At 62.9% G+C, this 12,272-nt stretch carries 10 protein-coding genes; 7 read left to right on the top strand and 3 right to left on the bottom strand.

From position 1 onward, the window contains the following. Together Q7V03_RS23785 and Q7V03_RS03000 are read right to left on the bottom strand one after the other, a co-directional pair. Nucleotides 1-141, bottom strand: a 141-nt coding sequence (locus Q7V03_RS23785) for a transposase (RefSeq protein ID WP_370651068.1), incomplete at its 3' end; no start/stop codon positions are given. A gap of 764 nt (nucleotides 142-905) precedes the next feature. Then, the gene (locus Q7V03_RS03000; RefSeq protein ID WP_304924125.1) at nucleotides 906-2,348 is read right to left on the bottom strand and encodes a DUF6880 family protein; all 1,443 of its coding nucleotides are present in this window, start codon (nucleotides 2,346-2,348) and stop codon (nucleotides 906-908) included. Nucleotides 2,349-2,573: 225 nt separating this feature from the next. Between Q7V03_RS03000 and Q7V03_RS02995 the strand changes: the two genes are divergently transcribed. Further along, nucleotides 2,574-3,728 (top strand): site-specific integrase, encoded by a 1,155-nt coding sequence (locus Q7V03_RS02995; protein ID WP_304924124.1) that lies wholly within the window; start codon nucleotides 2,574-2,576, stop codon nucleotides 3,726-3,728. A 379-nt stretch (nucleotides 3,729-4,107) separates the two neighbouring features. Here Q7V03_RS02995 and Q7V03_RS02990 read toward each other — a convergent pair whose 3' ends face one another. After that, a complete protein-coding gene (locus Q7V03_RS02990; protein WP_304924123.1) occupies nucleotides 4,108-5,886 on the bottom strand; it encodes an extracellular solute-binding protein in 1,779 nt (592 codons plus the stop codon). 278 nt (nucleotides 5,887-6,164) lie between these two features. Here Q7V03_RS02990 and Q7V03_RS02985 point away from each other — a divergent pair, with 278 nt between their 5' ends. The 6 genes from Q7V03_RS02985 to Q7V03_RS02960 all read left to right on the top strand — a co-directional run bounded on the left by Q7V03_RS02985 (nucleotide 6,165) and on the right by Q7V03_RS02960 (nucleotide 12,266). Next, entirely contained in the window at nucleotides 6,165-6,989 is an 825-nt protein-coding gene (locus Q7V03_RS02985; protein WP_304924122.1) for a sugar phosphate isomerase/epimerase, read from the top strand. Between the two features lie 61 nt (nucleotides 6,990-7,050). Further along, nucleotides 7,051-8,337, top strand: a complete 1,287-nt coding sequence (locus Q7V03_RS02980; RefSeq protein WP_304924121.1) for an ABC transporter substrate-binding protein — start codon at nucleotides 7,051-7,053, stop codon at nucleotides 8,335-8,337. Between the two features lie 148 nt (nucleotides 8,338-8,485). Beyond that, on the top strand, nucleotides 8,486-9,343 hold the full coding sequence (locus Q7V03_RS02975) for a carbohydrate ABC transporter permease (RefSeq protein ID WP_304924120.1): 858 nt from the start codon (nucleotides 8,486-8,488) through the stop codon (nucleotides 9,341-9,343). Then, entirely contained in the window at nucleotides 9,340-10,158 is an 819-nt protein-coding gene (locus tag Q7V03_RS02970; protein WP_304924119.1) for a carbohydrate ABC transporter permease, read from the top strand. The genes Q7V03_RS02975 and Q7V03_RS02970 overlap by 4 nt, the downstream gene beginning before the upstream one ends. A 25-nt stretch (nucleotides 10,159-10,183) precedes the next feature. Further along, nucleotides 10,184-11,215 (top strand): alcohol dehydrogenase catalytic domain-containing protein, encoded by a 1,032-nt coding sequence (locus tag Q7V03_RS02965; protein WP_304924118.1) that lies wholly within the window; start codon nucleotides 10,184-10,186, stop codon nucleotides 11,213-11,215. A 40-nt stretch (nucleotides 11,216-11,255) separates the two neighbouring features. Next, the gene (locus Q7V03_RS02960; RefSeq protein ID WP_304924117.1) at nucleotides 11,256-12,266 is read left to right on the top strand and encodes an ABC transporter ATP-binding protein; all 1,011 of its coding nucleotides are present in this window, start codon (nucleotides 11,256-11,258) and stop codon (nucleotides 12,264-12,266) included. Nucleotides 12,267-12,272: the final 6 nt, after the last annotated feature.

The raw sequence follows: 12,272 nt of genomic DNA, 5'->3' as shown, positions 1-12,272 counted from the left end.
AACCCTGACCTTCCACAACACGGCTTCCAGAAACAGCCGGTTGTCCTTCGCCGTCACCCCGCGCGACCGCGAAGAGCCCGGCAAAAGGGGTTCGAGTATCTGCCAGCTCCGGTCAGAAATGACAAAACGCTCAGCCCGCATTCATGCCTCCTCAAAAGGAAGCTTGAATCACAATATCCAGACCATGGGAACCCCAAATGTCCACAGCCCCTAGGTGATCAGATTGGTCCTTCAATCATGCAAAGCTACCGTTCCGTAGCACAAAAGATCTAGAGATGGAAATAAGGTCAAAACGGTCGTTTCTGCCTAAAATGCATCGGGGACCGTAGATGCGAAAACATGCTTGGGCACAAACCCTTGGCAAATACTTTGCCGGTTTTGTCAGGTTTTGGGATTTCCTCTGACGTCGACTTTAGGGCACCTCGATTTTTGCGCGTTTTCGGCGCCGCAGCTCGGTGCGACCGGCTTGAATTTTGCAGGGGACTGCCTATAAGCGGGCTGGCGGGCGGTTTTGTGTCTGCCGTGCAGCCTTCCGGCCGCGATCCGTGCCGCTTCGCGGCATCATCTGCCTGTTCGTTTGACAGCTTTTCATTCCGAGCATCTGCGCAATGACAACCAGCCTCCATCTCAATCTGGCCCAATGCCTACACCGCCGTCAGGACGGACACAATTTTTAGAGGTGCCCTTTAGCAGCATTGTGAAGAATTGGCAGTGAGGGCTCTTCGCTGCGCTGCGGTAGTGCAGAGTAAATCCCAGTTTCAGCGTTGGCTGAATGTCGGCTTCCAACGTTTCGGTATGAGTAGCTCGTGCCCGTAGCGGACGCCCGCTTACCGCCCTTAACGCCCGGAATAGCGCACTGAGCCGGCCGTCACGCATGTGGCCCTAGTTCAGGGAGGCAGGCCACATCATTTTCCTTCGACCCGAGACCAAAAGCCGGACTTGCGGCCATGGTCCCGGCGCAAGCGGGCGACATAGTTCGCATGAGGTTCGGCCGTCCCGAAGTCCTCGATCTGGCTGGCCAGCGCTTCACACTCCGCAAGGTGCCGTGCTGCATGCTGATAGCGGCTCGATCTTCCGGCGTTCAGCGTGAAGTCGATCATCGCCCGCAATGCCAGCGAGGCGGCCAGCGGATAGCGCGCCGACAGGGCCTCGGCGGCCGGGGTCAGGATTTCGTAGCGATCACCGTCCAACTCGTCGAACCGTTGCTGCACCAGCTGCGCTGCCCGGTCGAGTGCGGGCCAGTGGATCAGGAAATGCAGCGCAGAAAGGGGTTCAGGGTAGGCAACGGCATGGGCCATCGCCAGCTCCTCGGCCTCGACATCGTCGAAATCCGCGAGGCGCTTCAGATAGGCGCGCAGATGATCCGCGGCGAGGCTGCGGTGATAGCACTCCAAGCGGAACGACTGCACCTCGTCCGTCCGGCCGAGCGCTTCCAGCACATCCAGCCGGGCAGCCTGCCATTCCTCGGGCACCCAAGCGCGATCACGGAACTCGGCTCGATCCAGAAACCCCAACGCGTCCCCTGCCCGGCCAGCGGCCAGCAACCTGTTTGCGATTTCGGCAGCGATCTTTGGCACCTTGCGCGTGGCGGGATCGTATTGGGCGATGAAGGCATCCACGTCGCCCATGGCATCGGCAATGTCCTTCAACGCCATCCGCACCAAGCTTTGCCGGGCGCGCTCTTCCATCTGATGCGCATAGGTGGCGCCGCCGCTGCCATAGCCCACCGCCTCCCATTGACCCTTCGGCGGCACGGGAACCGGGGTCGCCGCCAGCGCCTCGATCCGCGCCTTGAGATGGGCGAGCCCCTCGGCCCCCAGTGCCGGGCTAAGGATGGCGATGAGGCCGTCATATTGGCCGTAGCCATTGTCGCGCAAAGCCTCGATCACTGCATCGGCCAGCGCCTCGGGAAGCGTTCCGGCTGCAAGTGCGATCTCGCCCAGCAGCGCGCAGGCATCGTGAAACACACCAATGACGATGCCGCTGCTGTCGTCGCAGCGGTCGAACAGGGGCGTGGCAACCTGCATGAAGCGCCAGGTCAGCGCCAGCGCCTCGGTCGCATCAGCCGGTGCGATCTGTTCGCGGATCGCCCGAAGCTGGATTTCCAGATCAGTGACCAGCGGCTTGCGGTTCTGCCAGTTCACGAAACTGCGCGCCCGCGCAATGCTGGTCAGTCGTTTGGCCACCTCGCGCCCCGCCTCTTTCGGGCTCTGCGCCCCGGCCAGTTCCAGCCGCAAGCGCCGCTTCGCCACCGCAGAGCCGGTGCTGATTTCGATCAGCAGTTCCGCCAGACGCATTGCGCCCAGAGTTTCGAGGTTCTTTGCATTCAGGGTTGTCTTCGATGCCATTGGAAATCCGTATCAATTTTGAGCCACCTTAGCAGCGGTCAGAGGCGAGCGAAACGCCGACACTGATTCGACACCAAGACCGGTATTGCGTCCTTCCCAGCAAGTTCAGCCGCCCCAATGCCTACGCAGATTTTCCTTTTATTGCGCAATTTCAATGTGTTCGTTGACTGTTCCCAGATGATCCCCACAGTAGGGGTCAACCACGATCATCGCGCAGGATCGCCCATGCCCAAACTGACCAAACGCACCATCGACGCCACCGAGCCGCAGGCAACGGAATTCTTCCTCTGGGACGAAGGCATCCCCGGCTTTGGGCTGCGCGTGATGCCAAGCGGGCGAAAAAGCTTCGTTGTGCAGTTCCGCGCCGGGCGGCGTGCCCGGCGGATGAGTCTCGGGCCCAGCACGGTCCTGACCTGCGATCAGGCACGCACCCGGGCGATCACCATCATCGCCGCCGTCAAGAACGGCGAAGATCCTGCAGCCGATCGTGCGGCAAAACGCAATGCCGCCACGGTCAACGATCTGGCTGACCGTTTTGACAAAGAGCATATCGCTGTGCGTCTGAAGGCGAGCACGGCAAAGAAATATCGCGGCAACCTCAGACGCCTCATCCTGCCCGCCTTGGGGCGTCTGGCTGTACCGGAAATCACCCGCGCGGATGTGGCGAAGTTTCACCATGATCTGCGGCACATCCCCTATCAGGCAAACCGCTGCATCGAGGTGGTTTCCAAGATGTTCGTACTGGCCGAGATGTGGGGGCTGCGGCCCGACGGGTCGAACCCGCGCAAACACATCCGGAAGTACCCCGAGGAAAAACGCGAACGGTTCCTTAGCGCCGCCGAGCTGCGCCGGATCGGCGAAGTGCTGCGAGAAATGGAAAGCGAGCGCATCGAACTGTCATCCGCCATTTTGGCGGCGCGGCTGCTGATCCTGACCGGGTGCCGCCTCGGCGAAATCATGACGCTGAAATGGAACTACGTCGATTTTGACGAGTGCGCCCTTCGCCTGCCCGATTCCAAGACCGGCAAGAAAGTCATGCATGTCGGCACGCCCGCGGTTGAATACCTGCATGACGCCCCGCGCATCGACGGAAATCCTTGGGTCATCACCGGCACCCTGCCCGGCAAGCCGCTCAGCGACTTGCAGCCGTTCTGGCAGCGCGTCCGCAATCGTGCCGGGATCAAGTATCTCCGGATCCACGACCTGCGCCACACGTTTGCATCGACAGCTGTCGCATCCGGCCAGGTGCTGCCCATGATCGGCAAGTTGCTTGGCCATACGCAGGTGCAGACCACGGCGCGCTACGCCCACCTCGCGGCAGAACCAGTCAGGAGTGCAGCGAATTCTGTGGCGACATCGCTGCGCGAGGCGCTCGGTTAGGTCTGCCGGAGGGAAGGCGACTGACGTCGAACCTTCTCTGGGCCAGAATGCGTTGACCTGAAAAGTTGGAAACAAAGCAAGCGCGTTTCTTGCGGATTTTGTCGGCAAGTATTGGGCCAAACCTGTTCCATCAGAGCCGCATAACTTCGTGGCTGATCTCGATGCCGCGTTCGGAGAGCAGGTCCCCGGCAATCCTCAAGAAAAACGGGTCGCGGCTATACAATATTCGGATCATTTCAGGACTGGTCCCAAACGACGTGATCCCAGAACCATGGACCGATTTCCGGCTGTTTCGACCTACACTTTGCCCCTTCTGATCGGTTTCGATCTTGCAGAAGCAGATGAGGCGGGCGGCTTCCACGCGACAAAGTGCTGTCCACTATCGCGTGCGACGAAATTGCAGCAGCGACTCGGCGCGGTTCTGCGCTGTCGTCAGGGCCTCGCGGGTGGTCTTGGTGCCGGCCAGCATGTCGTGGATCTCTTCGCCGGCGATGGCGATGAGGTCGGCGATGCCGGGAACCGGAGGGCGTGGCCACATCCGCAGATACCCCCGCCGCGCCATGTCATCCACGGCCGAGATCAGCGGCGACAAGGCCGCCACCTCGGGATCGCGGCTGACGCTGGTCCTGGGACTGGCGAGGCTGCCGTTGGCGAGGTAGAGTTTCGCCGCCGAGGCGGTGGTGAACGTTTGCAATGCGCGCCAGACCTCGCCAATGCGGTTGGCCGCGATGTTGGCCGGGATGGCCAGCGAATAGCCTCCCATCGGCACGATCGGCCGTCCACCGGGGCCGGTCGGATGCGGTGCGTAACCGGTGGTGCGGTGCGCAGGCGAGGCAGGGTCAGTCTCGTGGATCGGTGCCAGGATTGAGTGAGAATACGCCATCGCCGCCCGCCCCTGCGCGTAGGTGCGGGCGCGGTCGTACCAGGTCATCTGCAGAATTCCGGGCGGCGAGACGGCTAAAAGATCCAGTAAATACTCCGCCGTTTGTCGTGCCGCGTCTGACTGGAACATCGGCCGCATATTCTCGGGCGCGATGCGCTCGGCGTCAAAGCCGTCGGGTATGGGTCTCAGGTCGATGATGGGCTGCCCGAAGGCGCTCATGATCATCATGAAAGTGTGGCCAAGTGAGGTTCCGCGACCGCCGTTCCAACCGATGCCGGCAAGGCCTGCCCTGGGATTGTGCAACGCGCGCGCAACGGCCAGCGTCTGTTCCACCGTTCGGGGTGGCTCCAGCCCGGCGGCGGCCAACAGGTCGGTGCGGTAGACCAGGATCTCGCCGGAAACCATGATGGGGACGCCGAACTGCACGCCCTGCCAAGCCGAGCTGGCCAGCGCGTCGGGATAGATGTCGGACTGATCAAAGCCGGATTCGGCGATCAGCGCATCGAGCGGCAGAAGGCGGCCCGCTTCGGCCATCTCTCCGAACCACGGCAGGTCGACGGCGACGATGTCATACAGCGACACCGCCCTTTGCGCGTTGACGATCAATTCATCTCGCAACCGGTCGATGGAATGGGCCCGGCTTTCGATGCTGGTTCCCATGATCATCTCGAACTGCCGCTTGAGATTCAGCATCGCCATGAACGTGGGATCGGCATGGACAAGGACCCGCAGGCCGCGCCCAAGGCTCAGCTTGGTTTCCAGAACCGCCGGCGGGGGCAGCACCGCCGGCGGCGCCGTCCGGCGTGGCCTCGGCGGAGCCTCCTTGCGCAGGGTGCCGCGCATGAGCACATCGCCGCGATAGGCAAATTGGCGCCAGCGTGCAAGCAGCCCCGCCGAGGGGTGCAGCGACTGCGACCGCCCCGAGGCAGTCCGGGCACGCCGCACAATCAATCCGCGCTCAAGCAGGTCTTCAATGGTCCGAAGCGCCGTCCCATAACTCAGACCCGACGCAGCGGCGAGCGAAGAGCTCGTCACCAGATGGCCGTCAAAATGGCTGGCAATCAGATGCAGGATCATGCGCATCTCACGCTGGCTGCCGGTGGGACCAAGCAGTGTTTCGGCCTCATCATAGATGTGGGCGACGAAATCGACGAAGCGAACCTGTTCGTCGCGGATCGCCTTCTGGTCGGCCGACGGCCTGTCGCCGCGCTCGTAGGGGCCCTCTGGTCGTTCATCCGCAGTGCGACGGCGGCTTGATCTGTTCGGTTCGATCATCGTGGCGCCCTTTACACCTTTGGCGACGGGACCCGGCCTGTCCGACCGGCTTGGTGCTTTTGTCCTACCCGAAAGCAGGGGCCCCGGTCCATATGTCCGTTTTGGACGCCCACCCATACAATGTCCAGATTGGACAACTTAGCTGGTTCCGGCCGTTGCTGCGCCGCCTATCGTCCACTTGTGCCCGAGGGTGATTCTCGGGGGTCCACCAAGGCGGGCGTGGTCTATCCGCCACGTCGGTGGTTCGTCTGTCGCGAAGAATGTCTTGGGAGGGCATGATGAAACTTGCATTCAACACTTGGGTCTACTCCGGCTTTCCCGTCTGGGTGCCATCGTATCCGCTGGAAGAGGTCATCAAGCGCCTCGCCCGGATCGGATATGACGGGATCGAGATCGGGGCAGCGGCTCCACATGCCTTCCCTGATTATCTCAGCGCTGAGCGCCGTCATGAAATACGCCGTGTGCTTGACGGCGAAGGGATCAAGGTGTCGAGCATGCTGCCCGCGCCTGGTGGCGGTGCTGGCTATAACGTCGCTTCCCCGGACGCGCCCGAGCGCGCTGCCGCCATCGACATGTACAAGAAGGTCACCGACCTGTGCGCTGAATGGGGTTCGCCGACGCTGCTTTATGTCGCCGGTTGGCAGGTGTTCGGGACAGCGCGGCCGCAAGCGCTCGAATGGACGACAGCCGCGCTGGCCGAGGTCGCCGACCACGCCGCCGCGTCTGGCATCACCGTCGCGGTGGAGCCGACATCGGCCGACAGCAACCTGATCGACTCCTGCGATGACGTCATCGCCCTGATGGACGCGGTTGACCGCCCGAACGTGGGCGCGATGTTTGACACCTACCACACGCTTTACCGCAACGAAGTGCCGAGCGACTATGTCTACCGGCTTGGCAAGCGGCTCAAGCACGTCCACCTTTCCGACGTGAACCGCGACGCACCAGGCAGCGGAGTGGTGGACTATGTGTCGCTGATCCAGGCGCTGCGTGATGTCGGCTACGACGGCTACCTCGCGATGGAAATCGGCTTCAACCGCCGCAACGTCGAGCCCGACGACATGGCCCGGCGCGCCTTCGCCTACGTGAAATCCATTCTCTGAACAATCTTCCGTCAACCCCCGGACCGGGGCAGCGGGTCACTTCTAACTGGGAGGAACGACAATGAAACGTACCGCTTGGAGCGCGCCGCTCGTGCTCTGCATCGCCACACAGGCTACAGCCCAGGACACCGTCGTGGTGACCCAGTGGGACCAGTTCGCGCAAAGCGGCATCACCGCCGCCGGCCCTGCGATGGACGAGTTGATCGCCACCTGCAAGCCCGCGCTGAACGGTGCCGAGGTGCTGCGCACCATCGCCCCCTCAATCGGTATCCGCGACAGCTACCGCCTCGCCGTATCGGCGGGCAAGACGCCGGATCTGGCCTATACTTGGCCCGCGGCTTCGGTCTTGTCGGGCTATGCCCGGGTAGGTGCGCTGGCGCCACTTGACGATTATTACGCGCAGTACGGCTGGGATCAGGTCAACGCGTTCTACAAGGGCCGCAACTCTTACGAGGGCAAGACTTATGGCCTGCCGATGGAGCAGGACCTGATGGGGGTCTACTATAACAAGGACCTTTTCAAAGAGAATGGCCTCGCTGTGCCCACCACTTACGCCGAGTTCCAGGCGCTGGTGGAGAAGCTGAAGGCAGACGAAATCATCCCCGTGGCCTTCGGCAACCGCGACCGCTGGCCCGCGACCAACACCTTCAGCCTGATCCTGGGCCTGACCGCCGGGCGCGAGCTTGAGGAAAAGGTGTTCTTCGGCGACGAACCATGGACCAACCCGGCCTTCGTACAGGCCGCGCAGACCTTCCAGGACTGGGCAAAGGCCGACATCTTCCCGCGCGGCTTCAACGGCGTCGGTTACGACGAGGCCAATGCACTGTTCCTGTCGGGCCGGGCGGCAATGACCATCACCGGCACGTGGGTCCTGCAGGACATGATCCGGGGCGCCAAATTTGACTTGGGCGTGTTCATGCTGCCCCCCATTGCCGAGGGCGTGGCGCCCGGGACGATGTGGGGAGAGGGCTCGCAGTGGCAGCTTTCCGCCGCCGCGACGCCCGCGGTCCGCGATGCGGCCGCAGCCTACCTCGACTGCCTGGTCTCGCCCGAAAGCAGGCAAGTCTGGGTGCAGAAGGGCTATACCGTGCCCATCGGCACGACGCCCGCGGAACTGGCCGCGTGGGGCGCTGACCCCGTGGTGCAAGAGTTCTTCACCGGCGGCTTGGCTACGCCCGATGCCAACTTCTATGACCTGCACACGACCCTGCCCGAAAGCATGACGCAGGTTCTCTACCCCGAGTTGCAGCGCCTCGCCGGTGGTGAAGTCACGGCCGATGAGTTCCTGACGACGATGCAGGCCGCGTGGGTCACCGCTGGCGCAAACAACGAGCGTTGGATCCCCTGAGCCACATCAGGCGGGCCGCCCCGTGCGGCCCGCCCCGCCTGTCCACTCCGCCCGCCTCGCCCGTCCATCCTGCCCGTCCATTTCGCCTGTCTATCCTGCCCGCCCCGCCAATCCATCCCGCCTAGCTCATCTGGAAGGTTGCCCTGCGATGACCTCGCGCCCTGCTATACTCTTCCTTCTGCCGGCGTTGCTGCTTTATGCGGCCTTCGTGGTCGTGCCGATCTTGCAGGTGGTAGCCTACTCGTTTTTCTCTTGGGACAATGGCATCGCGCAGGAGTTCGTCGGCCTGGCCAACTATACGCATCTGGGATCGGACTCAGTTTTCTGGGCGGCACTCAGCCACAACGCCATCTGGGTCGTGCTGACGCTGGCCTTTCCGCTGCTGGCGGGCCTGCTGCTTGCCGCGATTCTGGCCGACCGAAGCCCGCGCACCATCCAGGTGATGAGCGCCATCTACTTCATCCCGCGCACCATTCCGCTGGTGGTCGCCGGGATCATCTGGGGCTGGATCTATAACCCGCTGTTCGGACTTCTCAACTACGGGCTCGACATGATGGGGCTCGGCAGCCTCGCCGGTGCCTGGCTTGCCGAAGAGAGCACGGCGCTGGTGTCGCTCAACGTGGTCGGCGCCTGGACGTTCTTCGGCTTCTGCGTTGTGATCTACCTTGGCGCCATCCAGTCCATCGACCCCTCGCTTTATGAGGCGGCTGAGGTTGACGGCGCGCCCTGGTGGCGGAAGTTCCGCGACATCACCGTGCCGCTCCTCAACAACTCCACGCTTTTCCTCGGCCTCTACGCCGCCATCGAGGCGATGCGCTTTTTCGACCTGATCTGGGTCACCACCCAAGGCGGCCCCGGCTACGCCACCGAAGTGCTGACCACCCATGTCTACAAAACCTTCTTCCTAGTGGGCGATTTCGGCTACGCCGCCGTCTTGTCTGTCGTCCTTCTGGTCATCGTGCTGAGCCTCAGCGCGATTGCCTTCCGACTGCTGAGGGCCAAATGAACCGCATCACCAAGCATTCCCAGACGATCATCCTGGCACTGTTCGCCCTCTACGCACTGGCGCCGGTCTACCTCGTGCTGCTGGCGTCGATGCGCAGCGAGTCCGACCTGTTCGACGGGCCCCTCAGCCTGCCCTGGCCGATCGAGACGGCAAACTATGTGCGCGTCTGGACCGAAAGCGGGTTCTCGACCTTCTTCTGGAACTCGCTGAAGATATCGGCCGCGGTGACGATCCTGGTGCTGCTGACCGCGCCGCTGGCCGGTTACGCCTTCGCCAAGATGCAGTTCCGCGGCCGCGAGGCGCTGTTCGCGCTGTTTCTCGCAGGGCTCGTGGTGCCCGCCCCGTCAGTCATCGTTGCCCTCTACGGAAATCTCCAGGCGATGGGGCTGATCGATACCCATCTCGGCGTGATCCTCCCCCAAGCCGCGCTGCTGATGCCCTTTGCGGTCTTCATGATGCGGACCGTGATGCAGGAAGTGCCTGACGAGCTGATTGAGGCCTCCACAATGGACGGCGCAACGCCGCTCTACGGCTTTTTGACGGTGGTGGTGCCGCTGGCCCGGCCGGGCCTGATGTCGCTTACGCTCATCGTTTTCCTGTTTTCGTGGCAAGAGTATCTTCTGCCGCTGGTTGTGCTGCAGACCGAGACGCTCAAGACCATCACGGTCGGCGCCGCGAGCCTGCAGGGACGCTACGGCGTTGACTATGGCGGGATCGCCGCTGCCGGACTTATCGCCTTCGCCCCGCTCGTTGTGCTGTTTCTGGCCATGCAGCGCTCGTTCGTGCGCGGCCTTTCGGCCGGAGCCGTCAAGTGACCCCCTTTAACCAAGGAGCCCTACAATGCCCAAGATGACCGCCGTCTTCCTGCCGGGCAACAAGCAGGTCGAAATTCGCGCCGTGCCCGTACCCAGCATCGGCCCTGACGAAGTTCTGGTCGAGATCAAGGCCTCTTGCATCTGCCGCAGCGATCTTAGCCTTTACTATGGCAACGCTGTAATTTCAGGCGGCGACTCGAACCAGTTCGTCTGCGGCCACGAGCCTGCGGGCATCGTGGTTCAGGTCGGCGAAGCGGTGACCGAGTTCGTGGAAGGCGACAACGTGGCGGTGTATCTGGGCGTTGGCTGCGGCGTCTGCCACCACTGCCGCACGGGGCATTTCTATCTCTGCGCCAAGTGGAAGTGCCTGGGCTTCACCATGGATGGTGGCAACGCCGAGTTCCTCAAGGTTCCGGCCCGCAATCTGCTGAAAAGCCCCAAGGGCATGTCGCACCTTGCGGCCGCGATCTCGACGGACGCATTTGGCACGCTGTTTTCGGCCTCGCGCAAGCTTGGGGTGAACGGGCTGTCGCGCATTGGCATCTGGGGCATGGGGCCGATGGGGACCGCCGGCATTCTCGCCGCCAAGGCGATGGGTGGTCGGGTTGTGGCACTTGATCCCATCGAGGAACGGCGGGCCTTTGCGCTATCGCTCGGGGCCGACCTCGCGCTTGACCCCAGCACCCCTACGGCGGCTGACCAGATCAGGGAGTTCTCCGGCGGCGAGGGGCTGACGGGCGCCATTGACTGCTCCGGCCAAAGCGTCGCCCACAACATGGCACTTGATGCTCTGGCCCCGATGGGGAAGCTGGCGCTGGTGGGCGAGGCCGCCACGACCACGATCAAGCCAAGTGAACAGCTGATCCGCAAACAGGTAACCATCTTCGGGTCCTGGTACTTCGGCATCGACGAATACGCCGACATCCTTCACCTGATCCAGACGCACCGCATCGATCTGGAGCGGCTGGCCACCCACACCTTCGCGCTGGAGGAGGCCGAGACCGCCTTCCGCATGTTCGACGCCCGCGAGACCGAGAAGGCAGTGTTCGTGCGCTGATCCGCCCGAGCCCGCCCCCATCCAGCACCAAGGAGCCCTGATGTCCGACATTAAAATCACCAACCTGCGCAAGAGCTTCGGGTCTGTGGACGTGCTCAAGGGCATCGACCTGGACATCAAATCCGGCGAGTTCGTCGTCTTCGTCGGGCCCTCGGGCTGCGGCAAGTCAACACTGCTACGGTCCATCGCCGGGCTGGAGACCGTCACCTCCGGGACCATCGCCATTGATGGGCGGGTGGTGAACGACACGCCGCCGTCAGAGCGGGGCATCGCCATGGTCTTTCAAACTTACGCGCTTTATCCGCACATGACGGTGGCACAGAACATGGCCTACGCCCTGCGCATCGCCAAGATGCCGAGGGCCGAGCGCGAGGCCGCCGTGGCCGCAGCCGCCGAGACACTCCATCTATCACCCTACCTCGCGCGAAAGCCCAAGGATCTGTCGGGCGGCCAACGCCAGCGCGTCGCCATCGGGCGGGCGATTGTGCGGAATCCGAAGGTGTTCCTGTTCGATGAGCCGCTCTCGAACCTCGACGCGGCGCTGCGCCTGAAGATGCGGATCGAAATCTCGCGCCTTGGCGAGTCACTCCCCGACACGACGATGATCTACGTCACCCATGATCAGGTCGAGGCCATGACCATGGCCGACCGCATCGTCGTCCTGAAGGACGGCGAGGTGCAGCAGGTCGGCAGACCGATGGATCTTTACAACGCGCCGCATTCGCTGTTCGTGGCGCAATTCATCGGCTCGCCGCAGATGAACATCCTAACTGGTGCCAAGGCTGCGGCTTTCCCCGCGCATTATGTGGGCGTCCGGCCCGAACACCTAGAGATCGTCGGCGGTGGCGGCGGGGCTTGGACCGGCATCGCCGTCCACTCTGAAAGCCTAGGTGCCGACAGCTTCACGTATCTCGATATCGGGGAAGAAGAATTGATGACCGTTCGCCTGCCAGGCACGGCACAGGTCGCAGCCGGCACAACCTTGTCGGTATCACCCAAGGCGCAGCACTATCATCTCTTCAATGCCTCGGGCCGAGTCGTCGCCGCCTGAAGGGCT

The sequence above is a fragment of the Cypionkella sp. genome (assembly GCF_030652235.1).
In the GTDB taxonomy this organism is placed as follows: Bacteria; Pseudomonadota; Alphaproteobacteria; order Rhodobacterales; family Rhodobacteraceae; genus Cypionkella.
This window is presented reverse-complemented; position numbering and strand designations above follow the sequence as displayed.